Here is a 25,612-nt window from a genome sequence, read left to right on the forward strand (position 1 = left end):
ATGGATCAATTTCACGCGCTACTAACTGCTTCCTATGGAAGGCACTATCTAGCGCAGCGGTTGACACAAGATACACAAGGAAGCGAATCTCCTCAAGGGCCATTAATACAAGTTAGCACTCCTGCTAAGCAGCACGTTGGCGCAGTGGGTGATCGCCTGCTCCTAGAGATGACATCAGCAGATCAAGCACGCATTATTCAAATTGAACCACGTGAAAATATTCTATATCGCTCAGATGCATTTAAGAGCAAGATCATCGCTTCTAATGTGGACCAAATCCTGGTAGTACTAGCGACACAGCCCGCCTTCTCACCCGATCTTTTAGGTAGAGCGGTAGTGGCTGCGGAAGCTCATCAAATTGGTTTGCATATTCTCTTAAACAAATGCGATCTCAAAGATAACTTAGAGCATGCTCGCAAAATCATTGCACCCTATGCCCGTATGGGCTACCCGGTAAGTGAGGTCTCTGCCAAGTTTGATGCTGCTTCGATTGATGCACTCCAAGGTGCGCTGCGGGGCAAGGTATCGGTCTTTGTAGGTCAATCTGGCATGGGTAAATCTAGCTTGCTCAATGCTTGGGTTCCCAATGCTGCAGCTCTCACACAAGAATATTCAGTCCGTCTGGATACCGGTAAGCACACTACCACTGCTTGTCGTTATTTTGAATTACCTGAGGCCTGGGGCAGAGATGAATCTGGCAAGCTTGGAGCGCTGATTGATTCACCAGGCTTTCAGGAATTTGGCTTAGCGCATATGTCGGTAAGTGAATTGCAACATGCCTTTAGAGAATTTAAGGACTTATTAGGTAAGTGCCGCTTTCATAATTGCGCGCATCAATCAGAACCCGATTGTGCTGTACGTGATGCGGTAGACAGAAATGAAATAGCACCAGAAAGACTGGCGCTATTTAGACAGCTTCGTTCTGACTCAAAAACTGCCGATACCCAAATTCAGGGAATTAGCCAAGCCAAAGAGCGATGGTCAGCATTAGCAACAAAGCCATCCAAACGATAACCAAGCGCCACACCAAACCCACAGCAGAGCGCATCGTACGCTCAGTTGGCTCAAGGCCTACCTCATAGATTAGAGGCTCTCCAGCCTCTGCCATACGCAAGGCCTCATCGCTATCGGGCTCGCTCAAAGGCTCACCCAAGCGTACACCTAGAGCGCCGCCACCTGCAGCCAAGATCACAGCCGATAAAGAATCAGCCCATTTTTGGGTGAGGTAACGCCAGGCATAAACAGCGCCCTCAAAGTTGCCAACGATTGCAAAGCCCATTGCAGTAATGCGAGATGGAATCCAATCGAGAACATAAAAGAAGTGACGTGCTGCTTCGCTCAAATTAAAATCACCACGCTCAGACCAGCGTTGTGCAGCAATATCAGCTAAACGATAGAGCACAACCCCTGCAGGCCCCATTGGCATCATGAACCAAAACAAGACGCCAAAGACATGTCGATGCGAGCCAATGATGGCACGTTCCAGCGCCAAGGAAATCACTTGAGTCTCTGTCAGATTGGTAGCATCCAAATCTGGACCATACCACTCAGCTAAAGCAGCACGGGCAGCCGGTAAATCATGTGCCTCTATAGCTTCATGTACCAGGGTAAAGGAATGACTGAACTGACGGAAGCCAAAAAATAAATAGGCAATAACTACGTTCCACAAGAAACCCAAGATTGGGTAAGTCAACATACAGAGGACATACACCAAGAACACTAAAAAGGTTGGCAAAATAAAGGCAACCAAACAGGCCATTCGCGCACCAATAGGGCTTGCGCCTTCTTCAGTTTTAGCCCCGAATTCTCCGGCGACCCAATTTAACCAACGGGTGCTCATACGCACAATCCAATGGCTTGAAGTTACTGGGCGATATTGCTCAGCAATGAGGGCGAAGAGAATAGAAAAGAAAGTCATACTTTTAATAAATGATAAAGGTTGCGCAACATTCCCGCAGTAGCACCCCAAATAAAGCGGTTCTCATACGGTATTGAATAAAAACGACGGCCACCCTGCTCACTTTGCCACAATCTGACCTGATGGTTTGCTGGGTCCAACAAAAAACTTAAGGGCACTTCAAAAACATCTGCCACTTCAAATTCATCTAAGACATATTCTGCCTGAGCTTGCACCAATCCTACTACTGGAGTGACGCTATAGCCAGAAACAGTTAAATATTGAGGTAAATGGCCAATAATCTCGACCCGCTTAGGATCCAAACCAATCTCCTCTTCACTTTCTCGTAAAGCAGTGTCATTAGGACTGAGATCCTCAGGATCCATACGGCCCCCAGGAAAACTAATTTGCCCAGCATGATCACGCAGATGATTCGTGCGTTGGGTTAGGAGGACTGATAAACCCTCTTCCTTTAACACTAACGGTATTAATACTGCTGCCTTAGTAACCTTACCTGCTGCCTGGCGCTTGGCAATAATGTCTGCTGCAATCACATGGCGATTTTCATCAGTAATCTCCGGCTGCCACTCTGGTGGAGATTGCAGACGTAGCCTTAAGGCCTCTGGCTCTAGAAATTTCGAGGAAACTTTTTTGTCGCTACTACGAACCTCATGAATTGGAATGGCTTGCGCATCAAATCCTGGAGGCGTCGCAACGTTGATTACGTCTTCTTCAGGCTTGGGAATCTTAGGCATATTCATATTCTAAGGCAACAAAAAAGGCGACCTAGGCCGCCTTTCTGTTTGCATCAAAGCAGCAATTATTCAGCAGCTGGAGCAGCTACTGTCTTAGTGCGAGCTTGAAGCTTTTCTTTAATACGTGCTGACTTACCAGAACGATCGCGCAAGTAGTACAACTTCGCACGACGTACATCACCGCGACGCTTCACTTCAACGCTAGCGATCAATGGTGAGTATGTTTGGAAAGTACGCTCAACGCCTTCACCAGAAGAAATCTTACGCACGATAAAGCTGGAATTGAGTCCGCGATTACGCTTAGCAATCACAACGCCTTCAAAGGCTTGGGTACGCTTACGTGTACCTTCAACAACGTTAACGCTAACAATGACAGTGTCACCAGGCGCAAAGCTTGGCAATACTTTATTAACGCTTAAGCGAGCAATTTCTTCTTGCTCAATTTTTTCGATCAAATTCATTTTTAATCCTTAAACATCTTATTAGCGTTTAATCCCGAGATTTAAATCAACGGACCTAATAGAGGATGCAGTTAAAACAATTTCACTAAACCAAAAACAAAACTTTTAATCACAACTCGATTTATAGAGAGCGAAGAAATTGTTCATCTTCTCGGGTTAGCAACCCATTGGTTCTGGCCGATTCAATTAAATCTGGCCGGAGCCTGAACGTCAGCTCTAAAGACTTCTGCCGACGCCAATCCGCTATTTTAGCGTGATGTCCGCCTAAAAGCACGTCCGGCACCGATAAATTTTCATATATTTCAGGGCGGGTGTAGTGCGGATAGTCCAAAAGGCCGTTCATAAAGCTATCCTGAGTGGCTGATTCGCCATCCCCAAGAGCCCCTGGAATCAACCTAATAACCGCATCCATCATCGCCATAGCAGGGATTTCACCCCCGGAAAGCACAAAATCCCCAATCGAAAGCTGTAAATCTACGTTTCTATCCACAAAACGTTGGTCTACCGCCTCATAGCGACCGCAAATAAAGCTTAAATTACCGTAATTGAGGATATCCGTCGCAATTTTTTGAGTAAACCGCTCACCCTGGGGTGCCAATAGGCAAACTGGGCCTGATTTGATATTGGCTGCCTGGTGGGCTGATTTAATGCCAGCAACGGCATCTTCTAGGGGCTTAGCCATCATGACCATTCCTGGGCCGCCGCCATAGGCACGATCGTCTACCGTTTTGCGAGGATCAGAACAAAAATCCCTTGGATTCCATAAATGAACGCTGGCTAAGGATTGTTCACATGCGCGACCAGTCACACCCCACTGCGTGAGAGCAGAGAACATTTCTGGGAACAGGGTTACAACATCAAAGCGCATATCTCAACTTGTCGGTTTTTACCAATCACTCTGCCAATCGAGCGTGATGGTTTTATTTTCTAAGTCTACGTTTTTTACCACTTCTTTTACAAAGGGTACCAATTGCTTAATTGCATTGGTGGCGATATCTCCAATGACAATCACACCATGTGCGCCGTGCTCGGTAACATCAATCACTGTACCAAGGGCTTCGCCTTGCTCATTATTCGCCTGACAACCAATCAGATCAACCCAATAATAAGAATCACTATCTGCTTTCGGAAAAGCATCACGTGCCACTAATATTCGGGCGCCTTTTAAGGCCAGCGCTTGATCGCGATCGCTAACGCCCTCTAGCGCCATAACAACATTACCGCTATGCATCTTGGCGCTCTTCACTTTGTATTGAGTTAAAGAAGCTTGCTCAACAGACGCAGAAACGCCTGCATCCCTACGCGGGATAAGAGATAGCCAAACAGCTTTAGAAGATAGAAGTGCTACAGGTTCTGATGAGTGAGGCCTCACCTTCACTTGACCCTGCAATCCTTGTGCCTCAGAAACGGCGCCAAGTTCAATCAAATCATTCAGGGAAGGTGTACTCATTTGAAAGACACCTTATTTTCCCGAAATAGAACTACTGAAAATCCTGCCACTAAAAACTCCACCGCAAAGATGAAGTCTTTAGCAAATTACTTAAACAGCAGGATTGTTTTTGATCAAACGAACAACGGTTGGAGATACTTGCGCACCAACACCAGTCCAGTAAGTCAAACGATCTTGAGCGATGCGCATAGCTTGCTCAGATTCAGCTGCTTTAGGATTGAAATAACCAATGCGCTCGATGAAGTTCGAGTCACGACGGTTGCGCTTATCAGTAGCAACGATGCTGTAAAAAGGGCGCTTCTTAGAACCGCCGCGTGCCAGTCGAATGACGACCATACTTATTCCTTAAAAAATCTAAAATGAAAACAGGTTGATTACAACCCAATGAAATTTCTACAAAAAATCTTGGGCTCCTGCTCACCAACTAAACGTACGGTAGAGCGGAAAACCTCATATTCTAGACGAAAACCCTTACTTCTTCCACCTATTTAAGTGTCTAAGACGATAGAATACAATGCTATAACGCATAAAAAATATATATAAAACAATAACTTAGATGAATATCTCTACAAAAACAGTAGCCCAGACCTTTTCTAAGAGCCTCTCTAGGGGCTTCTCCAATAGCCTATTTGTGGTGTTTTCATCTCTTGGCATTTCCCTTTTGGGTGGTTGCGCCAATGTCATCCCACCGTGCGGCGCTAAAACCAGTCCGCCAAGCAGCGAACTGCGCAACACTAAATGGGAGCTCACTCGCTGGAATTTACCCCCCAATAGCAATGGTGAGGTACGCACCCGCCAAATTCCTCAGGGCGAAGCCAGCAATCCGATTCAAATCACTTTTGACGCGAATGGTCAGCGCGTGAGCGGCTCAACCGGCTGCAATAGATTCACAGCACAACTAGATGAAGACACTCGCGGCTTTACCTTCTCAAAAATTACCAGCACCAAAATGGCATGCACGCCACAGCGTAATGAATTAGAAAACGACTTTCTGTATGAGCTCAACGACTATCGCAGCATTGTGCGCAATGGTGATCAATTGCTCATGATTGGTGCCGATAGGCAAGTACTCAGTTTCACGCAGCGACCAAACACTAGCAAATAAACAATTACCAAGATTAAAGATTCATGAACAACTCTAAACTTCTTTTTTGCGCTCTCGGATTCTTTTTACCTGGTAGCGGTCTCAACTGCTTTTACCTACAAGGACTTAAATCCTTTTGGGCATGGGTGCAGTTATTTGCGCTTATTGGTGGAATCGCTGGCTGGACTATTCTGAAGAGTGAGCACTTTCACTCTGCACCCGGCTGGGTCCTGCTAACCTTTGGCTTCATTGCTATCGAAGCCAGTTGGTTAACCACCATTACCTTTGGCCTTCGCCCTGATGAAAAATGGGATGCACAATTTAATCCCGGAATTGAAGAACAAGGTCGTACCCGCTCTGGCTGGCCAGTAATCCTTACGGTGATCTTCTCACTCGTCTTTGGTGCCGGCGTCATGATGACTTTTTTAGCCGTCTCTTTTGAGCAATTCTTTATTTCTCAAATCCACGAAGCAAAAAAGCTATCTCAATAATTGCAGATGGCTTTAAAACTGCTCAACCTCTAAGGCATTGGTAGAGTGGCCGCTTTCAATAATGGAAGTTGCTAAAGCGCCAGCTTGTGGCAATAAATTCTCGGCAAAGAAACGTGCTGTAGCAATCTTGGCGCTATAAAAAGCAGGATCGCTATCACGCAAACGCTCCGCAACTAAGAGACTACGTGCCATTTGCCAAGCACCTAGCACTAAACCAGATAAACGCAGGTATGCGAAGCTGCCGGCATAAACTGCTTTGGTATCACTCTTAGCATTTGCCACAATGTATGCCACAGCCTCTTCAAATGCAGCACGCCCAGCAGCTAGCTGTTTCAGTACTGCCTTGGCATCTGCTGAACCACTAGCTGCCAATGCTTTTTCGGTCTCTGCAATCTTTTGTACAAATACTTTTGCAGTAGCGCCACCATCACGTACGGTTTTTCTACCAATCAAGTCATTCGCTTGAATAGCAGTGGTTCCTTCATAAATCGTCAAGATACGAGCATCGCGATAATGTTGTGCGGCGCCCGTCTCTTCAATGAATCCCATGCCGCCATGCACCTGAATTCCTAAGCTAGCAACCTCAATCGACATCTCGGTAGAGAAGCCCTTCACAATAGGGACTAAGAACTCGTAAATAGCTTGACTAGCTTTACGCTCTACTTCATCCGGGGCTGCATGCTGTGCATCATATGCAGCGGCCGCGTAATAAGCCAATGCACGAGAAGCCTCTGTATAGGCGCGCATAGTCATTAACATGCGCTTGACATCTGGCTGATGAATAATCGCCACTGGACCAGGAGATCCAGCGAGATCGCGACTTTGCACACGATCTTTTGCATACTGCACTGCCTTTTGATAAGCGCGCTCAGCAACTGCAATACCTTGCATGCCTACTGCAAAGCGAGCTGCATTCATCATCACAAACATGTATTCCAGGCCGCGATTTTCTTCACCAACCAGATAGCCAATAGCGCCACCATGATCACCAAACTGCAAGACTGCTGTTGGGCTCGCCTTAATTCCCAATTTGTGTTCAATCGATACGCAATGAACATCGTTACGCTCACCTAGAGAGCCGTCCGCATTAACCAAGAACTTTGGAACTACAAATAAAGAGATTCCCTTTACACCTTCTGGCGCATCTGGAGTCCTTGCCAAGACCAAGTGGACAATATTCTTAGCCATATCGTGCTCACCATAGGTGATATATATTTTGGTACCAAATATTTTGTAGGCGCCATCACCTTCAGGCACAGCTTTAGAACGTACCATGGATAAATCAGAGCCTGCTTGTGGCTCGGTCAAGCACATGGAGCCGGTCCACTCACCTGAAATCATATTCGGCACGTATTGCTCTTGAATCTCTGGGCTAGCGGCTGTTAATAAAGCCTCAATTGCACCATCGGTCAGCATGGGACACAAAGCAAAAGACAAACTTGCTGAATGAACCATTTCAAAACAGGCGGTAGCAATTAATTTTGGCAGTCCTTGACCACCAAACTCAGCAGGATGGACTACACCCTGCCAACCTGCAGCAGAAAATTGCTCAAATGCTTCCTTAAAACCAGGGGTTGTTGTAACAACACCCTCTTTCCAAGAACTTGGATTTTGATCGCCGGGCCAATTGAGCGGAGCAACCACGTCTTGATTAAATTTTGCAGACTCTTCCAGAATTGCTGGTGCTAAATCAACATCAGCTCCAGCCTCGGCATAAGAAGGATAAGCAACAACTTCCGATAGACCAGCTAATTCATTCATCACAAACAACATGTCTTTAACTGGGGCTACGTATGGCATCACTACTCCTCTTTATTCACATCGAATAATTCAATTGCCTTTAACTGAGTGCTTTAGTTAATTCAGGAACTGCAATATTGAGATCTGCAACCAAACCATAATCCGCAACACTAAAGATTGGTGCTTCTGGATCTTTGTTAATTGCAACAATCACCTTAGAGTCCTTCATACCCGCTAAATGCTGAATTGCCCCAGAAATGCCAACTGCAATATAGAGCTGTGGAGCCACAATCTTGCCAGTTTGACCAACTTGGTAATCATTTGGGACATAACCTGCATCTACCGCAGCACGTGAGGCACCCAAAGCAGCGCCTAGCTTGTCAGCCAATGGAGCAATCAGCTCTTGATACTTCTCTCCAGAGCCTAAACCGCGACCACCAGAAACAATAATCTTGGCAGCCGTCAATTCAGGACGATCAGACTTTGTTAATTCACGGCCAACAAATGATGAAGAAGAATTGCTATCAACAGCCGCTTGTTTTTCAATACTAGCTGTACCGCCAGTTGCAGTTACCGGATCAAAACCGGTAGTACGCACTGTGATTACCTTTATTAGATCAGCAGATTGCACAGTAGCAATGGCATTACCCGCATAGATTGGACGCTCAAAAGTATCCGTACTAACTACCTTAGTAATATCGGATAACTGAGCAAGGTCTAACTTCGCAGCCACACGTGGCATCACGTTCTTGCCATTTGCTGTTGCAGGTGCCAAAAGATGACTGTAATGATTTGCAATCGAGAGTATTTGGGCTGCTAAAGGCTCAGCTAACTGATCCCCTAGAGTAGCTGCATCAACCTGAATCACCTTACGCACTCCAGCGATTTGCGCAGCTGCTTGTGCAGCCACATCAGATTGGTTGCCAGCAACCAGCACATCCACCTCAGGAGAGCACTGCAAAGCAGCCGCTACCGTATTTAAGGTTGCAGCCTTTAAAGATAGATTATCGTGTTCAGCAATAACAAGAGCCGCCATTTAGATCACCTTCGCTTCATTTTTTAATTTATCAACAAGGGCTGCTACATCTGCAACCATCACGCCAGCACTGCGCTTAGGGGGTTCTTCAACTTTGAGAGTTTTGAGACGCGGCGTTATGTCTACACCCAAATCCTGAGGCTTCACGATATCAATTACCTTCTTCTTAGCCTTCATAATATTTGGCAGAGTCACATAGCGTGGCTCATTCAGGCGCAAGTCAGTCGTGATGACCGCTGGCAAAGTCAGCGCAATAGTTTCCAAACCACCATCTACTTCACGAGTCACAGTAGCCTTACCATCTGCTATTACTACCTTAGAGGCAAAAGTGGCTTGTGGAATATCTAAAAGACTGGCCAACATCTGACCGGTTTGATTACTATCATCATCAATTGCTTGCTTACCGAGAATAATGATTTGGGCTTGCTCTTTTTCAGAAAGGGCTTTGAGAAGCTTCGCTATTGCCAGTGGTTGCAGGTCAGCGTCAGACTCAACCAAGATTGCACGATCAGCGCCGATGGCTAAAGCAGTGCGGAGCGTTTCTTGGCACTGAGTCACGCCTGCACTCACTACTACTACTTCCGTAGCAACGCCAGCTTCTTTGAGGCGAACCGCTTCTTCAACTGCAATTTCATCAAAAGGATTCATGCTCATTTTGACGTTTGCAAGATCGACGCCTGAACCATCTGACTTCACTCGAATTTTGACGTTGTAATCAACGACTCGCTTTACTGCAACTAAGATCTTCATTTGGAATTCTCAATATTGATAAAAATTTGCAAACATTGGTTTAGCCTCTTATTTTATCCGCCCCAGCCTCGAGGGACTAAACATCAATAGCGGTGGCAGAGCCAGCTTGCTTGCGCAGTTCAAACTTCTGGATTTTTCCGGTTGAGGTCTTCGGCAACTCACCAAACACAATCGCCTTGGGCACCTTAAATCCAGCCAAATGCTGTTTGCAATGGGCAATGATATCCGCAGGAGTCACCTCAACTCCTGGCTTGATTTCTAAGAAGGCGCAAGGGGTTTCGCCCCACTTTGGATCAGGCTTGGCAACTACTGCTGCAGCAAGTACTGCAGGGTGGCGATATAAAACATCCTCGACCTCAATAGAAGAAATATTTTCTCCGCCAGAGATGATGATGTCTTTACTGCGATCTTTAATCTTGACGTAACCATCGGGGTTCATCACCGCCAAGTCACCCGAATGAAACCAACCGCCTTCAAATGCTTCTTTGGTGGCCTTCTCATTCTTGAGGTAGCCCTTCATCGCAATATTACCTTTGAACATAATCTCGCCCATAGTTTCACCATCGGCAGGAACGGGCTTCATTGTTTCTGGATCAAGCACATTAATCGCTTGTTGCAAGTGATAACGGACACCTTGACGCGCATTCAAACGAGCACGCTCACCAATATCTAAATTGTCCCACTCATCTTGCTTCACACAAATTGCAGCAGGACCATACGTCTCAGTCAAGCCATATACATGGGTTAAATCAAAACCGAGCTTTTCCATACCCTCGATGATGGAAGCTGGTGGTGCAGCACCTGCAATGAGCCCCTTCACACCAGCAGGTACGCCTACCTTCATTTCATCTGGGGCATTCACCAAGAGGTTGTGCACAATCGGCGCAGCACAGTAATGAGTAACCCCATGCTCTTTAATGGCAGCAAAAATATATTGGGCATCCACACGGCGCAAACAAACGTTAATGCCGGCACGGGCAGCAACAGTCCATGGGAAGCACCAACCATTGCAATGGAACATAGGCAAAGTCCATAAATACACCGGATGCTTATTCATGTCCCAATCGAGTACATTAGAAATAGCGTTGATTGCAGCGCCACGATGATGATAGACCACGCCCTTGGGATTGCCTGTGGTACCAGAGGTGTAGTTAAGGCAAATCGCCTGCCATTCATCTGCAGGTAACTGCCAAGCAAATTGGGGATCTCCTTCAGCTAGCAATTGCTCGTAGGTCAGTTTTCCCAACTTCTCACCTGCTACATCAAATTCTTTTTCTTCAACATCGATCACCAAAATATCGCGACCGCTTTCTTTCTTGGCGATTTCGAGTGCCTTTTTCATCACCGCTGAGAATTCTGGATCCACGATGACTACTTTAGCTTCACCATGGTTCAACATAAAGGCAATCGATTCTGCATCTAAGCGAGTATTCAAAGCATTTAATACGGCGCCAGCCATCGGAATACCAAAGTGAGCCTCCACCATAGGTGGCGTATTGGGCAACATCACCGCAACCGTATCTCCCAGGCCAATGCCATGCTTTTGCAAAGCGCTCGCAAGGCGATGGCAACGCTCATTGGTTTGCCGCCAAGTTTGACGTAATTTCCCATGAATGATGGCTATCTTATTTGGATAAATCTGGGCAGAACGCTCCAAAAAAAGTAGCGGAGTAATAGGAGTAAAGTTCGCTGAATTGCGATCTAACCCCTGTTCATAAATATTTGCCATCACACACTTTCAATAACAGTTTTTTTAATTCGGTTGGTATCACCTACAGATCAGCTAATGCCTTGACATGGGCCACCACACTTCGACCCAAAGCAGAGAGGTTATACCCTCCCTCTAGGCAACTCACGATGCGATTTTGTGCATAGTCTTTTGCAATTTCTTTGAGGCGCTTCGTAATCCAAACATAATCATCCTCAACTAAGCCCATTTGACCCAAGTCATCTTCGCGATGTGCATCAAACCCAGCAGAAATAATGATGAGCTCGGGCTCAAAGTTACGCAGAGCAGGCAACCAGCGCTCCTCCACAATGGAGCGCACTACGTCGCCGCGAGTGGTTGCAGGCAATGGCACATTCACCATATTGTCTGAGGGATCTAGACCGCTATATGGGTAAAAGGGATGCTGGAAAAAACTGCACATCATTACATGAGGGTCGTTGAAAAATGCCGCTTCAGTACCATTACCGTGATGCACATCAAAATCAATAATGGCGACACGTTCTATACCGTAGGCTTCTTGCGCATAACGAGCTGCAATGGCAACGTTATCAAATAAACAAAAGCCCATCGAACGGGTTGGCTCGGCATGGTGTCCAGGCGGCCTTACAGCACAGAAAACATTTTCAACTTCACCCTTCATCACGGCATCAACTCCTGCGATTGCAGCGCCTGCTGCACGTAACGATGCTCTATAGGTATGGGGGTTCATGATGGTGTCACCATCTAGCATGAAATAGCCGCTTTCTGGCGCGCGATCTCTCACAAATGCTACGTGGTCCGGGCTATGCACCAATTCCAGCTGGTCTTCAGTTGCTAGGGGCGCATCCAAATGATGAAGAAAGCGATCTAAACCGCTACGAATCAATTGATCATTAATCGCCTGAATACGCTCGGGGCACTCTGGGTGATGACTTCCCATCTCATGTTTTAGAAAATCTGGATGAGTTATGTATCCTGTTGTCATTGCTCTTAATCCTTAATAGCAAAACTCTTATTTTTATAATCTAATAAAATGTATTTATTTCTCAAAAATCGACTAAAGCGCACATGAATCTTCGCGCCTCCTGCTTACTACTGGCCCTCACTCTTGCTGGCTGCTCTAGCGCGCCAACACAGCCAACCAAGCCAGAGCAACCCATCGTAAACCAAGCTGATGATGCCGTCTCTGAAGTGCGGTTTAGTCAAAACATCAATGAACTCCTAAACCAAGTTTCCCAAACCCAAGAAATCCCTCTACAAAGCCTAGAATTAGGCTTTCTTGATGCTAAAACGATTCCTTCCATACGCAAATTGGTATTACCCCCATCCGGGACTTTTAAGAAAAATTGGCTGGCATACCGCAAGCGCTTCATCGAACCAGTTCGCCTGAAGGCTGGAAAGGCCTTTTGGGAAGAAAATCAGGCTTTTTTAAGTCAAGTCGAACAGGATTCTGGGGTTCCCGTGGAGATCATTGTTGCCATTATTGGCATTGAGACCATTTATGGGCGCCAGACCGGTAATTTTCGGGTTAAGGATGTCCTTTCAACCCTTGCATTTAGCTACCCTGAGACACCCAATAAGCCAGCCCGTGAACAACTTTTTAAGGATCAACTGAAAGAACTCATTCTTTTATGTTGGACTGAAGCGGGTGGAAAGTTGCCAGCAAAGAACAGTATCCAGGGCGTCAACAGCGCTCGCTTTAGCGCTTGCCTCAATCAAAATAGCTCCTATGCTGGCGCCATTGGTTTACCGCAATTCATGCCCAGTAGTATTCGCAGCTTTGCAGTCGATGGTGATGGCGACGGAAAAATTGATTTAAAGCAGAGCCCTAAAGATGCGATTGCCAGTGTTGGTAACTTCATGAAAATGCATGGCTGGCAAAGCGGCATGCCAATTTCTTTTCCCATCCAATCTATTAGCATAGCGGCCGCCAAAGAGCTCGCTGATGGACAACCACAACTAAAATATACAGTTCAAGAGCTGATTGAAAAAGGTATTTTGACCAAGCAACAAGGTGATTTGCAAAGCGGTGGTGTTGAGCCCAGTAGCAAAGCATTTATTGTGGACCTACCCTATCCAGATAAAGATGGTTCAGACCAAGTCCAGTATTTTGTGGGCTTAAATAACTTTCTGACAATTGTTCAATACAACCGCAGTTATTTCTATGCACAAAGTGTTGCTGAGTTTGCAGAAGCCTTGGGATACAAGAATCAAAGCGTAGTACCAGTCGAAAATACTGGCAAAGCAAAGGACACCAAAAGTACTAGTGAAAAATTGAAGCCCAAGAAATCTAGCGCAAAGAAAAAACCTAAAGTAAATTAAGCTGGGAACACACCGGTAGATAGGTAGCGATCGCCACGATCGCAAACAATAAAGACAATCGTAGCATTCTCAACCTGACGTGCAATGCGCAGAGCTACTACTAAAGCACCGCCGGCTGAGATACCGCAGAAGATGCCCTCTTCAGCCGCTAGGCGGCGAGCCATTTCTTCCGCATCTGCTTGAGTGACATATTCGATGCGGTCAACTTTATCCCCCTGATAAATTTTCGGCAAATACTCTGGGGCCCATTTGCGGATTCCCGGAATTTGCGAACCCTCTTCAGGCTGTGCACCAATAATCTGAATGTCAGGATTCATTGACTTGAGATAGGTTGATACACCAGTAATCGTTCCAGTAGTTCCCATTGCAGAAATAAAATGGGTGACTTGACCATCAGTGTCACGCCAAATCTCTGGTCCGGTAGTTTCAATATGAGCCCGAGGATTATCTGGATTGGCAAACTGATCTAGCAATCTACCGCGTCCCTCTCGTTGTAGTTGGAGAGCATAATCGCGCGCAAACTCCATACCACCAGAAGCCGCTGTCAGGATCAACTCAGCTCCATAGGCAGCCATACTTTGACGGCGCTCAATACTTTGATTCTCTGGCATAACTAATACCATCTTGTAACCTAACATCGCAGCCGTCATCGCCAAAGCAATACCGGTGTTGCCACTAGTTGCTTCAATCAAGGTATCGCCAGGTTTAATTTCGCCACGCTCTTGCGCACGCATGATCATCGACAGCGCAGGTCGGTCTTTCACCGACCCGGCTGGATTATTTCCTTCTAACTTACCCAAAATCACATTATTGCGAGTCGAGTTCTCGAGCCCGGGAATACGTTGCAACTGAACTAAGGGCGTATTGCCTACAGTTTGTGAAATAGTCAGGTAAGAAGGTTTGCTCATAAAGCCATTTTAGCCATAAGCCCACCTACACGCGAAAGGGTTTAATTTCTGCGACCTGCTCCCGCACGCTCCGGCTGATGGCGATGACTATTTTGATTACGAGAATGACGTCTGCCAGAGGGGCCACCCTCCTTCTGAGTTCTACCATTTGGCTCCCGAAAAGAGCCGGGAGCCTCAATTATTAAACCGTTATCCACCATCTTTTCGACGGATCTCATCCCAATGCCGCGGACTCGTTTCTGTAAGTCATTGGCATCTTGAAAGTGGCCGCCATCCAAACGCTCATTAATGATGGTTTTTGCCTTAGAGGGCCCAATACCTTTAATGCTCTCTAACTCTGATTGGGTAGCAGTATTCACATTGATTGGGGATGCATTAGTAACGCCAAGGGCAGAAACAGTCAATACTGCAGCAAGTGCAGCAGATCTCACTAAATCAGTTACAACACCAATATTCAAATATCGACTCATAAGTTCTCCAGTAGTAAATAAAAAATCCACGAACACAAAGTGCGCGTGGATCGTTTACAACGAATGGCTATGAGTATAGTTGACTTAAAACTTGAGTAGACGCAGTAATCAGTAAAGTCTGATAGTGTGCTATTTATTGGCTCAGAATAAATTTGGCAGCACGCCTGACTAGCTCTGGCTCAGTTTGATTAAAGCCATGGTATCCAAAAGAATCACAAACATTACCTTCACTGATACCACCTTCAATAATCTCTAGCTGAGAAATATAGTTTTTAGGTCTTGATGAAATAATGTATTCGGAGGCGGAAAGAGGTGTACCAGCACACTGATCATTGATATGATGAATTGCCAAAACGGGGAACTGAGGGTCGTCACTCAATCTGGCGGTTCGTACCGTCCCCGCAATAATAATTCCGGCTAGTGAGTTTGTCTTTACTTGATTTGCATAATATGTAGCGGTAGATGTCCCCATGCTATGACCAAAAATCCAAATCGGCAAGCCAGTTTTACTTTTATAAAAACTAAGCACTTCACCCACTCTTTTGAGGTGATCTTCTTGATCTCTGCGATCACCCCTTTTTAGGTCGCCTAAGTCATATGGAGTGTCGACTAGGACAGCATCAATCTGATATTGTGCCCAGAGGTCAATTGAACGGACAAAGGTGTGACGATTTCTAGTCGTGCCGTCATCTTTCAGACGTAGCATGCCCCCGCCACCTGGAAATAACAGAACTAGGGCTTTTGGATTTTTAGCATCCACCAAAAGTGTACGTGTAGGGGCATCCTGTTGATGCGGGACATCAAATACCTGCCCATGGGCGGCAATGCTAATTTGACATAGACACCATGCCAATAAAAATCTAGTTACCAATGATTCCCTTAAGACCAGTATAAATCGATACAGCGGTAGTGCCCAATGCAACAACCGTTCCACCATACTCTTGCAAGGTTTTCATTAAGCCATGTACATTTTTTATAGATGCTCCACCATCTTTTAAATTTAATGATGCAACTTTCATCATCGAATTTACAAGACCAGCTCTTCTGGCTCTTTGCTTAGCCAAGTATGAAACTCTACCCAGCAGCATGCCCGTTAAGAAACTAAACGCAATGCTGACGGAATACTCTAATACCTCTTTCCATTCAAAGAGATTCTGGGGCAATACAGGCGTTTTATCTACCAGGCTCGTAATCCAACTCATACCAATGACTGAGGAGATCGACCAAAAAAATTACCCCAATAAACCAAGGAAATAATTTATATGCGCTCTTATTAAATAATGCATAAGCAAATGGCAGTGGTAGGACCATTGAAATAATACGCAGATAGAGCATCTTGGTGTCATACACCACCACAATCAACCAATGTGCTGTGAGTAACAGTAGTAATGGGATGATGAGATATAAAGCAATATCTGATATCCACTGTAATGAAGACCTTTTTTCCAGCTTTTGATTTTGCTCATCTAATAACTGTTCTAGCTCAGCTATTCTGAGCTCATAAAGCTCTGGGCTTGGTACTGCTGCTAATTGCCCCTCCAGATCTGCAACCTTCGCCATCATTGGCTTAAATAAATAGAGGTCGCGACTACAGGTTTTGCAGACGTAAGCTTCTTTAGAAACCTCTGAAAGGCAATATGGGCAATTCATCATTTATTCACTACTAAATTTAATACTGAATTAGTCTCGCGACCTTCAGAGTCTTTAACAGTGACCCGTATTGTGTGCGTTCCTGGAGGAACTTCTGCTTTAGCAAAATCAATACCATTTGCTGAGATTGCATTTTTAAGGCGCGGGGTGAGATCAACAAAGGGCGACTTCATGTAAACCACTTTCACAGAACTAGGATCAATCTTTGCATCGCCACGTGGCTCAAAGTTCACTTTGAAATCAAATGGAGCGGCTACCGGCGTATCGGCCTCAGGTGATGTCAATTTAATCGCAGGGCCACGAGAGATTCCACGGGTAGCTAAAGTGCCGGCAGCTGGTGGAAGGGCTGCCTCTTTACTAGTAATTAAAGGAGCAGAAATTGCCACCTGCGTGGCAATCATTAGTGAAGTGATTAGTAATACCTTGGCTAATTTCATGAAAACCTCAAATAGTTAAAAATACAAGTTCTTTAGTTATAAATTCAATCACCAACCACTACAAAAGGGGCCCAGAACAAGGGGTGAGCATAAGCGTACTTCATGTTACCGCCTTCCTTCATGCCGCCTTGATCAATTTGATTGAGCATTGCCTGTCTTAGGAGCTCAGCCTTGCTAGTTCCCTGAGCTTTTTGCTGACTTTTAAAGAGGTCTGTCATTAAAGATCGAGAGGCAACTGAATCTACTGGCCAGTTTGATACTAAGAGTGCTTTAGCACCAGCAAAGAAGAAGGCTCTGCCAAGACCTGAGACTGCCTCAGAACCAGCCCCCTCACCAGCGGCGGTATTGCATGCAGAGAGCACTACCCAGTCAGCGTCTAACTTTAACGCAATTACCTTATCCATAGTCAGAAGGCCGTCATCTTTATCACCCGTGACATCAGGAGACGATAGTGCTAGCGCAGGTTGAGTTAAGCCATTAAGCTCTCCAGGCACTAAGCCATGCGTAGAGAACATGACGACTTTGCGGTCTGATAAATCCATTGAAGTTACCTGCCTCACGCTAGCTTGCTTATGCAAAAAGATATCACTAGGCTGAGCGCCAACTACTTTAGCAATTTCTTCGATTTCTAAACTAGTGTCAGGTAAACGCGGGAGCAGGGCTAACTCTGCTGAACTTACTCCAGAAGTCTTAGGTGCACTTCTTAATTTCAAAGGCATACCTCTTGTAGCAAGCTGTGTTGAGGGACTTTTTTGAGCACTTTTTTCCTGAGCGCTACTGAAGTAGGGGTCACCGAAACCAACGAAATTCTTTCGATTAGGATTACCCTCAGGAAGAGTTCTTAAAGCCGTGAGAGCAGTTACAGAAGGTACCTGAGCAACTGCGATATCTCTCGTAAGCCATGGAACTGACTTATAGCCAGCGAAAGCAATTGCGCCACCTTTTGCTGGCTGATTTGTTGCACGAGTAACTAGCAACGATATTGGTAACTGACCCAGCTCTGCATGAGGTACAACTAACATGACTTTTTTGCCTTTAAAGCCCGCCTCTACTGGCGCCAAAATTTCCTGATACAGCTTAAACGCTAATGCAACATCAAAAGGAGGTATTTCATCAATTGTTGATACACCAGGATCGAGCGCTTTTCGCAATTGCGCTACTTCCTTAGCCATTTGCTTACGGCCAATTGATAGTTGTGAAAACTGCGCTCCTTGCTTACTGATCGCCCAAACATAGCCGGTGTTTTCAGAAAAATACCACGATACAAGTACCTCATCAGCCTTCAATAGCCGCTGGGTTCGCTCAATTGAAGCAGGCTTAGGCTCAACCAGCTCCGCATAGTCAGGAAACTTTTTCTCAATCTCTTTTTTAAGCGCTTCACGCTGTAATTTAAATGCCTCTATATCTGACCGAATCTTTCCTTGAACTGCAGGCAATTGCTGATCAGGAGATGCTGAACGTAAGCCCGTTAATAATTCTGAGAGCGTATTAATGCGTCTTTGTAAGTCCTGCTCCTGCCGCGCTAGAACAGCTAATTGCGGATCCTTGATACTTGCTCGAGCAGCGCTGGCAGTCAGAGCCCTCTGAACGCCACTTCCCCTGGCAATATCAGCAATCTGGAAAGCCTGTGCTGCAGCAGTTGCTGTTTGAGTTGGATCAGTTTTTGCCGTATTTGCTAATGAGGCTAAATAGCTCTCCAATAGAAAGGTCATGCGTTGTTGTTGCTTAATACTTGTGGTGTCATTCTCTGCATCGTTGCGAGCTTGATCGATCAAGATAGGCATGGATAACTTAAATGCAGCATCTGCCTCAGACCATTTATTTTCAGCTTGCAAACTTGCTGCATCAAATGCCCGAATCATAGCCAATCGAGGAGAATTTTTATCGGCGCTAAGCTCCTGCCTCTGAAGCATGCCTGTTACCATCTCATTGGCTTGGTTAGACTTACCAGTCTTAAGCATTGCTAAAACCCAATCTAGATCCCCAAATTGATAGCTTTTTGCAATCTCTGGGTCTGTTTTAATGCCAGTAGCCATCTCCTCAAAAACTTGATTGGCCTCAGCATATTTTCCGTCCGCTACCAGCGCAGAACCTAATGATCGCTGGGCTAGGGCTAGTGTGCTATTAGCGCCTGTTGCACCAGCAGCCTTAACGGTACTCACAGCTAACTTAGATAGAAGAACGGCCTCAGCATATCTTCCTTGCTCATTGACGATGGTAGCCAGACTTCTTAGACCACGAGCAACTTCGATTGAATTTGAACCAAAGCTGGATAAAGAAAGGGTGATTGATTTTCGAGCATAGTATTCGGCATCAATTAATTTTCGCTGTCGTAGCAAGACGTTGGCTAAATTTAATTCACGGTTGGAGATCTGCGTGACATAAACCCGTGGATTATTAGAGGCATCAGTAGCAGACCTTACCTCATCTCCAACCACATCAATTTTTGATGAACTATTTTTAACTTTTTGATACTGCAGCTCTAGTAAATACAGAGTCTTTCTCAGAGATCGCTCACTCTCTAACCATTGCCCCTGTCCTGAAAAATAAATTCCGCGAGCACTCTCATAGGCCACCTCCCAATTTGAACCAAACTCCATATAACCTCGAGACCTTTTCAGGCTACTGAGAGTGGCATCCATGATCTCTAGCTCTTTTTTTGCTGCTTCAAAGTTTCCTGAATTTACATAATATGTAATTAGCAATCTACCCATGGTCATCTGAAAACCACTCAGATTGGGTAAGGCTGACAATTGATGTGCTTGAGCTTTTCGAATAAGAGATATAGCGACAGACTGCTTGCCAACAGAATTTTCCAGAACGCTTAAATTAATCAGATCATTTAAGTACAAGCGAGAATTTGTGGATGGATACTTGTTTACTGCTATCTCTAAGTTTTTCAGAGCCTCGCCAGTATTTCCTAGGTCTTCAAAGGCTGCTGATCGCCTAGTATAAAAATGATTCAGGACTTCGTTATCTTGTGAGGTAGGCAAAGGCACTGCCACTACTTTTTGCGCACGTTCAACAATCGCTAAGTCTGGTTTGGTTTGCTCCACCAGTTTGAGGATGTCTTTAATATCTCTAGGTGGAGCTTTAATACTCTCAATATCCACCTCTTCCTTGATAGTTGTAGCCAAGGCGGTGACTGAGAACAACAAAATTCCACAGCCAATCAAGAATGAAGGGATTACAGTGTGCCTGCGCATAGGATTTCCCTAGTTTTTATAAGGGATATATTAGCGGAACTTTGAAAAATAGAACCGCTCAATCGCCAACCACTACAAAAGGGGCCCAGAACAAGGGGTGAGCATAAGCGTACTTCATGTTACCGCCTTCCTTCATGCCGCCTTGATCAATTTGATTGAGCATTGCCTGTCTTAGGAGCTCAGCTTTACTAGTTCCCTGAGCTTTTTGCTGACTTTTAAAGAGGTCTGTCATTAAAGATCGAGAGGCAACTGAATCTACTGGCCAGTTTGATACTAAGAGTGCTTTAGCACCAGCAAAGAAGAAGGCTCTGCCAAGACCTGAGACTGCCTCAGAACCAGCCCCCTCACCAGCGGCGGTATTGCATGCAGAGAGCACTACCCAGTCAGCGTCTAACTTTAGGGTAAGGACTTTATCCATTGTCAATAAACCATCATCCTGGTCACCGGTTACCTCTGGGGAGGACAAAGCGAGTGCGGGCTGAGTCAAGCCATTAAGCTCTCCTGGTACTAAGCCATGGGTAGCAAACATCACTACCTTACGATTAGAGAGGTCTGTTGACATCACTTGTTTCACCGAAGCCTTTTGATGCAGGAAGATATCGCCATCACCAGCGCCAATCGCCTTACCAATCTCCTCCAACTCAAGACTAGTATCTGGCAGACGAGGCAGGAGTGCTAACTCAGCAGAGCTGACACCAGAGGTCTTAGGGGCGCTGCGTAAATTGAGTGGTACACCGCGCGTTGCTAATTGCGTTGCCTTAGCTTGCTTATCCGCTTGTTTTTCTTGCTGAGCGCTAAAGTAAGGATCTCCAAAACCAATAAAGTTCTTGCGATTAGGGTTGCCTACTGGCAACGAACGCAGCGCAGTCAAGGCAGTGACGGAGGGGACTTGAGCAACAGCAATTTCTCTCGTTAACCAAGGAACGGTCTTGTATCCAACAAATGGTGTTGCCCCACCCCTGGCGGGTTGGGCAGTTGGCTTGGTCACCAACAGAGATAAAGGTAGCTGACCTAACTCAGCATGAGGGACAGTGAGCATCACTTTTTTTCCAACAAAAGCACTTTGCACCGGAGCGAGCACCTGTTGATAGAGTTGATTAGCGAGCACTACATCAAAGGGAGGAATCTCATCAATCGTAGCCACGCCAGGATCAAGTGCTTTGCGTAACTGAGTCACCTCTTTGGCCATTTGTGTGCGACCGATCGCGAGTTGTGCAAATTGCGCAGGCCTATCTTTTGTAATGGCCCAAACATATCCAGCATTGTCGGCAAAATACCAAGAGATCAAAACTTCATCCGGCTTAAGCACTTTTTGTGTTCGCTCAACTGAGGCAGGTTTAGGCTCAACTAACTCTGCATAGTCAGGAAACTTTTTCTCAATCTCTTTTTTAAGATCATCGCGCTGAGCTTTAAAAGCAGTGATGTCAGCTCGAATTTTAGCCTGCACTGCAGGGAGTTGTTGATCTGGGGGCGCTGCAAGTAAATCAACTAGCAAACCAGAAAGACTTTTAATTCTCTGTTGCAAATCTTGCTCACGACGCGCCAGTCCGGCAAGCTGAGAATCGGAGATGTTGGCACGCGCTGCTGATGCAGTCAAAGCCTTTTGCACACCGCTACCTTTTGCTAAATCAGCAACTTGAAACGCAATTGCTGCTGAGACCCCCGAAGCGTCTGTCTTAGCTTGCTGGCTGAGAGAAGCCAGGTAGCCCTCTAGCACAAACGTCAATTGCTGAACCTGTCTTACAGACTCAACTGATGCTTCTAAATCATTTCTTGCCTGGTCTATCAGTATAGGAATCGCTTTTTTGAATTCAGGGAGCGCTTGGGTACCTTGGCCGCTTGCTTGAAGTGCGGCTGCATTAAAAGCGCGAATCATAGCAAGACGTGCAGAATCATCGCCCAAGCGTGTTCCATCCCTTGCTAACATGGCCGATGTCATATTAGCTGCTTGAGATGCTTTACCAGTTTTAATTAATGCGTATGCCCAATCTAAATTATCCGTTTGATAACGACCTGCTAATTGCGGATCACTTTTGATACCCTCAACCATCTCGGAAAAAACTTTGTCGGCCTGGATATAGCTTCCATCAGTTACATATGCTGAGGCCAATAGCTTCCTTGCCTCGGCCAAGGCGATTGAACCTTTTCCAACGCCTGACTCTAAAGTGGCCTTTAAAGCTGCTTCTGCTAGCAGCACTGCTTCTGCATTACGACCCTGCTCTGAAACTATTTGCGCTAGCGTCATTAAAGCAGTAGCTGTGTACCTAGAATTTGGACCGCTTCTATCAAGAGCTAAAGATAGCGCATCTCTAGCCTTTAACTCAGCATCGATCAGTCTTTTTTGGCCTAGATAGCTTTTCGCTAAATTATCTTTAATAGTGATTAGGGTATAAAAAGCTCCAGCTGAGCTGAATGCCGCCTCTTCTGTCGCTCGCTCCTCTAGATCCAGAACCTCAAAACCACGATTCTTATTTGTTTGTGCGATCTCATTTATGTAATTTTCTGCACGTTTTAGTGAAATTTCAGCATCAGTAAATTTTCCCTCGTCTAGAAAAATTCTGGCTTTCAATCGCTCAATCTTGGAGTCCCAGTTAAGCCGAGCCAATACCCGATTTGGATTTTTACCGGACCTAAAGAGCTCCATTTGCGCCAGTGATTTGTTAGCACAGTCAAAATCACCGAGTAAAAGGCAATTTTTTCCAATGTCTTCATATGTACTTAAGAGCCAACCATCAGAAGCCTTCGCTTGTGCCTGCTTAAATATTTCATTTGCCTGAACTACGTTACCTAAGGAACTTTCCAAAGTCCCATAAAAACGCAAATCCTCTACGCTGAATATAACATTTGCATTTGGATAATCATTCACTACCTTTTTAATATTTTCTAAGGCTTGTCTATCATCGCCAAGAACTTCATAAGCTTTTGCCTTGCGATAATAGTAATAACTTAATTTGTCGGAATCACTTACACTAGGCTTTGAAGATTCAATAATCTTTTGGGCTTTTTGTTGGAGCACTAAGTTTGGTTTAGTTGCCTGGAGCGTTCTTAAAATATCTTTAATATCGCGTGGGGGCGCCTTCATGCTTCCAACATCTACATCACCTTTTGAAATGACCGAAAAAGATAATGGCGCATAAATACTGCAGCACAGCATGAATGTGGCAATGATTGAGCGCTTTAGCATAGAAATCCCATAGAATTTATAAGGATATATTAGCTCACAAATAGAGTGGGATCTCCTGGAGGGGATGCCTAACTATTCTTTAAAATTAGCCTCTATAAAAGATGCTTTTTATAGCCTAAAGGGGATTAGCTAAGAACCCTGAATTCGCCTCTAACCACTCAATATAGCGACCTACACCTTGCTCAACATCTAGGAAGGGCTCTGTGTAGCCTGCATCACGAAGTTTGGTGAGGTCAGCTTGAGTAAAGCACTGGTACTTACCTCTAAGTGCATCTGGGAATGGAATGTACTCAATGGCTTTTTCTTTTACTAATTCCTGCAATGTTGCTGGCTTGGCTTTATCAAGCTTACGCATTGCATTAGCTACGGCGTGAGCAACATCATTAAAGGGTTGTGCACGACCACTACCTAAATTGAAGATGCCGCTGATTTCTGGATGATCTAAGAAGTAGAGGTTTACCTTCACAACATCTTCAACAGAAACAAAGTCACGGCTTTGCTCACCCGGACCATAACCACCGTACTCTCCAAAGAGTTTTACATGGCCATTTGCCTTGTACTGGTGATATTGATGAAAAGCTACCGATGCCATACGGCCTTTATGAGATTCGCGAGGACCATATACATTGAAATATCGGAACCCAACCACCTGAGCAGTGTTTGCTTTTTCTGCAAAACGCTTACGCATGACTTGATCAAATAAGAACTTAGAGTAGCCATAAATGTTGAGCGGCTTCTCATGCTCACGGCTCTCTACAAAAACATCAGAGCCACCATAGGTAGCTGCTGATGAAGCATATAAGAGCTGTACTTTTTGGGCAGTACAAATATCGAGCAAATCCATGGTGTAGCGATAGTTGTTCGCCATCATAAAAATGCCATCAGTCTCCATGGTGTCAGAGCAAGCGCCCTCATGAAAAACTGCCTTTACCTTGCCAAACTTACCACTTCTAAATGCCTCCAAGAACTCATCTTTATCCAGGTAGTCCATGATGTCGAGATCAGCAAGATTACGATACTTATCGGCGGGTCGAAGATCATCAACCGCAATAATATTTTTTTCGCCACGCGCATTGAGCGCTTGAACAATATTTGCACCAATGAAACCAGCGGCGCCAGTTACGATAATAGTCACTGTAGCTCCTCTGAAGTAACAGTTGCAGTTCCAAGCTTACCAACCACAATACCACCAGCACGATTTGCCAAAGCCATTGCTTTCTCCAAAGGCCATTTAGCAGCTAAAGCAACTGCTAGGGTTGCAATCACGGTATCACCAGCGCCAGATACATCAAACACCTCGCGTGCCTGCGCTTTGACGTGGCTAACACCAGCCTCGGTATATAAACTCATACCCTCCTCTGAGCGGGTCAGTAGCAATGCCTGAAGATCTAATGACTTTCTGAGAGCTTGAGCTTTATTTGTGAGATCTTCTTCGCTAGCCCACTTCCCGACCACCTGACGTAACTCACTCCGATTAGGGGTTAAGACAGTAGCACCGCGATACTTTTCATAATCCTCGCCCTTTGGATCAACCAAGATCACTTTATTTTGTGCTCTTGCTTGCTCAATCATATGAGCTACCTGGCCTAAGGCACCCTTACCGTAATCAGACAAAATCACGACATCAGCATTGCCAACCAATTTTTCAAAACGCTCTAATTTATGAGCCAAAGCCTTTTCACTTGGAGTCTCTTCAAAGTCAAGTCGAATTAATTGTTGTTGACGTGCAATCACACGCAACTTCACAATTGTTGGCACATCTGCATCAATTTCTAGCTGACTATCAACGCCACCTGATTTCAGTAAATCGACAACCCGCTTGCCAGGCTCATCATTACCAACAATACCGAGAATAGTTGTATTAGCGCCTAATGCGGCAACGTTACGAGCTACGTTAGCTGCACCGCCTAAACGCTCATCGATCTTGCCAACCTGCACTACCGGAACAGGAGCCTCAGGAGAAATCCGATTGGTATCGCCAAACCAGTAGCGATCAAGCATGACATCGCCAACCACTAGTAAACGGGTTTTAGAAAACTGGTCTCGGTTTGCTTTTTCCATAG

Annotated in this window: 25 protein-coding genes; 4 read left to right on the top strand and 21 right to left on the bottom strand. The window is 45.4% G+C overall.

All coding sequences use genetic code 11. The annotated features are described in order from the left end of the window. Nucleotides 1-1,014 carry a ribosome small subunit-dependent GTPase A gene (gene rsgA, locus B6A14_RS04275; RefSeq protein ID WP_087909233.1) on the top strand — a complete coding sequence of 338 codons (1,014 nt, stop codon included), beginning with the start codon at nt 1-3 and terminating at the stop codon, nt 1,012-1,014. Here the strand turns inward: rsgA and B6A14_RS04280 are convergent. The 6 genes from B6A14_RS04280 to rpsP all read right to left on the bottom strand — a co-directional run bounded on the left by B6A14_RS04280 (nt 959) and on the right by rpsP (nt 4,899). Continuing rightward, nucleotides 959-1,918 carry a CobD/CbiB family protein gene (locus B6A14_RS04280; protein ID WP_087909234.1) on the bottom strand — a complete coding sequence of 320 codons (960 nt, stop codon included), beginning with the start codon at nt 1,916-1,918 and terminating at the stop codon, nt 959-961. The two genes, rsgA and B6A14_RS04280, sit on opposite strands and share 56 nt — an antisense overlap. Further along, on the bottom strand, nt 1,915-2,652 hold the full coding sequence (locus B6A14_RS04285; RefSeq protein WP_087909235.1) for a CoA pyrophosphatase: 738 nt from the start codon (nt 2,650-2,652) through the stop codon (nt 1,915-1,917). The genes B6A14_RS04280 and B6A14_RS04285 overlap by 4 nt, the downstream gene beginning before the upstream one ends. A 65-nt stretch (nt 2,653-2,717) precedes the next feature. Further along, a complete protein-coding gene (rplS, locus tag B6A14_RS04290) occupies nt 2,718-3,113 on the bottom strand; it encodes a 50S ribosomal protein L19 (protein WP_087909236.1) in 396 nt (131 codons plus the stop codon). A 121-nt stretch (nt 3,114-3,234) separates the two neighbouring features. Beyond that, on the bottom strand, nt 3,235-3,981 hold the full coding sequence (gene trmD / locus B6A14_RS04295; protein ID WP_087909237.1) for a tRNA (guanosine(37)-N1)-methyltransferase TrmD: 747 nt from the start codon (nt 3,979-3,981) through the stop codon (nt 3,235-3,237). Nucleotides 3,982-3,999: 18 nt separating this feature from the next. Continuing rightward, nucleotides 4,000-4,563 carry a ribosome maturation factor RimM gene (gene rimM / locus B6A14_RS04300; RefSeq protein WP_087909238.1) on the bottom strand — a complete coding sequence of 188 codons (564 nt, stop codon included), beginning with the start codon at nt 4,561-4,563 and terminating at the stop codon, nt 4,000-4,002. A gap of 90 nt (nt 4,564-4,653) precedes the next feature. Beyond that, a complete protein-coding gene (gene rpsP / locus B6A14_RS04305; RefSeq protein WP_087909239.1) occupies nt 4,654-4,899 on the bottom strand; it encodes a 30S ribosomal protein S16 in 246 nt (81 codons plus the stop codon). A gap of 220 nt (nt 4,900-5,119) precedes the next feature. On the opposite strand from rpsP, the gene B6A14_RS04310 reads away from it, so the two are divergent. Beyond that, on the top strand, nt 5,120-5,668 hold the full coding sequence (locus B6A14_RS04310; protein WP_236635663.1) for an META domain-containing protein: 549 nt from the start codon (nt 5,120-5,122) through the stop codon (nt 5,666-5,668). A 23-nt stretch (nt 5,669-5,691) separates the two neighbouring features. Beyond that, nucleotides 5,692-6,138: a hypothetical protein gene (locus tag B6A14_RS04315; protein WP_087909240.1), complete on the top strand. Its 447-nt coding sequence runs from the start codon at nt 5,692-5,694 to the stop codon at nt 6,136-6,138. Between the two features lie 12 nt (nt 6,139-6,150). Here the strand turns inward: B6A14_RS04315 and B6A14_RS04320 are convergent, their stop codons facing one another. The 5 genes from B6A14_RS04320 to B6A14_RS04340 form a co-directional block, all read right to left on the bottom strand. Continuing rightward, nucleotides 6,151-7,938: an acyl-CoA dehydrogenase gene (locus B6A14_RS04320; protein ID WP_087909241.1), complete on the bottom strand. Its 1,788-nt coding sequence runs from the start codon at nt 7,936-7,938 to the stop codon at nt 6,151-6,153. A 40-nt stretch (nt 7,939-7,978) separates the two neighbouring features. Then, the gene (locus B6A14_RS04325) at nt 7,979-8,914 is read right to left on the bottom strand and encodes an electron transfer flavoprotein subunit alpha/FixB family protein (RefSeq protein ID WP_087909242.1); all 936 of its coding nucleotides are present in this window, start codon (nt 8,912-8,914) and stop codon (nt 7,979-7,981) included. Further along, nucleotides 8,915-9,664 (bottom strand): electron transfer flavoprotein subunit beta/FixA family protein, encoded by a 750-nt coding sequence (locus B6A14_RS04330; protein WP_087909243.1) that lies wholly within the window; start codon nt 9,662-9,664, stop codon nt 8,915-8,917. A 76-nt stretch (nt 9,665-9,740) separates the two neighbouring features. Beyond that, complete coding sequence (locus B6A14_RS04335; RefSeq protein WP_087909244.1) at nt 9,741-11,393, bottom strand: acyl-CoA synthetase; 1,653 nt, start codon at nt 11,391-11,393, stop codon at nt 9,741-9,743. Nucleotides 11,394-11,436: 43 nt separating this feature from the next. Further along, a complete protein-coding gene (locus tag B6A14_RS04340) occupies nt 11,437-12,357 on the bottom strand; it encodes a histone deacetylase family protein (protein WP_087909245.1) in 921 nt (306 codons plus the stop codon). An 83-nt stretch (nt 12,358-12,440) separates the two neighbouring features. Between B6A14_RS04340 and B6A14_RS04345 the strand changes: the two genes are divergently transcribed. Next, on the top strand, nt 12,441-13,694 hold the full coding sequence (locus tag B6A14_RS04345; RefSeq protein ID WP_087909246.1) for a lytic murein transglycosylase: 1,254 nt from the start codon (nt 12,441-12,443) through the stop codon (nt 13,692-13,694). Here B6A14_RS04345 and cysM read toward each other — a convergent pair. The 10 genes from cysM to rfaE1 all read right to left on the bottom strand — a co-directional run bounded on the left by cysM (nt 13,691) and on the right by rfaE1 (nt 25,610). Next, nucleotides 13,691-14,602, bottom strand: coding sequence for a cysteine synthase CysM (gene cysM / locus B6A14_RS04350; RefSeq protein WP_087909247.1), 912 nt, complete (start codon nt 14,600-14,602; stop codon nt 13,691-13,693). The two genes, B6A14_RS04345 and cysM, sit on opposite strands and share 4 nt — an antisense overlap. Before the next feature lie 41 nt (nt 14,603-14,643). Further along, complete coding sequence (locus B6A14_RS04355; RefSeq protein WP_087909248.1) at nt 14,644-15,072, bottom strand: ComEA family DNA-binding protein; 429 nt, start codon at nt 15,070-15,072, stop codon at nt 14,644-14,646. Nucleotides 15,073-15,205: 133 nt separating this feature from the next. Next, nucleotides 15,206-15,943, bottom strand: coding sequence for an alpha/beta hydrolase (locus B6A14_RS04360; RefSeq protein ID WP_087909249.1), 738 nt, complete (start codon nt 15,941-15,943; stop codon nt 15,206-15,208). Continuing rightward, complete coding sequence (locus B6A14_RS04365; RefSeq protein WP_087909250.1) at nt 15,933-16,274, bottom strand: hypothetical protein; 342 nt, start codon at nt 16,272-16,274, stop codon at nt 15,933-15,935. The genes B6A14_RS04360 and B6A14_RS04365 overlap by 11 nt, the downstream gene beginning before the upstream one ends. Next, nucleotides 16,246-16,725 carry a hypothetical protein gene (locus B6A14_RS04370; protein WP_129560407.1) on the bottom strand — a complete coding sequence of 160 codons (480 nt, stop codon included), beginning with the start codon at nt 16,723-16,725 and terminating at the stop codon, nt 16,246-16,248. Before B6A14_RS04370 ends, B6A14_RS04365 begins: the two co-directional genes overlap by 29 nt. Then, entirely contained in the window at nt 16,722-17,159 is a 438-nt protein-coding gene (locus B6A14_RS04375; protein ID WP_087909252.1) for a hypothetical protein, read from the bottom strand. The genes B6A14_RS04370 and B6A14_RS04375 overlap by 4 nt, the downstream gene beginning before the upstream one ends. A 44-nt stretch (nt 17,160-17,203) precedes the next feature. Next, complete coding sequence (locus B6A14_RS04380) at nt 17,204-20,365, bottom strand: CHAT domain-containing protein (RefSeq protein ID WP_087909253.1); 3,162 nt, start codon at nt 20,363-20,365, stop codon at nt 17,204-17,206. 58 nt (nt 20,366-20,423) lie between these two features. Next, nucleotides 20,424-23,549, bottom strand: coding sequence for a CHAT domain-containing protein (locus tag B6A14_RS04385; RefSeq protein ID WP_087909254.1), 3,126 nt, complete (start codon nt 23,547-23,549; stop codon nt 20,424-20,426). A gap of 115 nt (nt 23,550-23,664) precedes the next feature. After that, on the bottom strand, nt 23,665-24,684 hold the full coding sequence (gene rfaD, locus B6A14_RS04390) for an ADP-glyceromanno-heptose 6-epimerase (RefSeq protein ID WP_087909255.1): 1,020 nt from the start codon (nt 24,682-24,684) through the stop codon (nt 23,665-23,667). Beyond that, a complete protein-coding gene (gene rfaE1, locus B6A14_RS04395; RefSeq protein ID WP_087909256.1) occupies nt 24,681-25,610 on the bottom strand; it encodes a D-glycero-beta-D-manno-heptose-7-phosphate kinase in 930 nt (309 codons plus the stop codon). Before rfaE1 ends, rfaD begins: the two co-directional genes overlap by 4 nt. Between the last annotated feature and the right edge of the window lie 2 nt (nt 25,611-25,612).

The organism is Polynucleobacter hirudinilacicola (genome assembly GCF_002192535.1).
Taxonomy (GTDB): domain Bacteria; phylum Pseudomonadota; class Gammaproteobacteria; order Burkholderiales; family Burkholderiaceae; genus Polynucleobacter; species Polynucleobacter hirudinilacicola.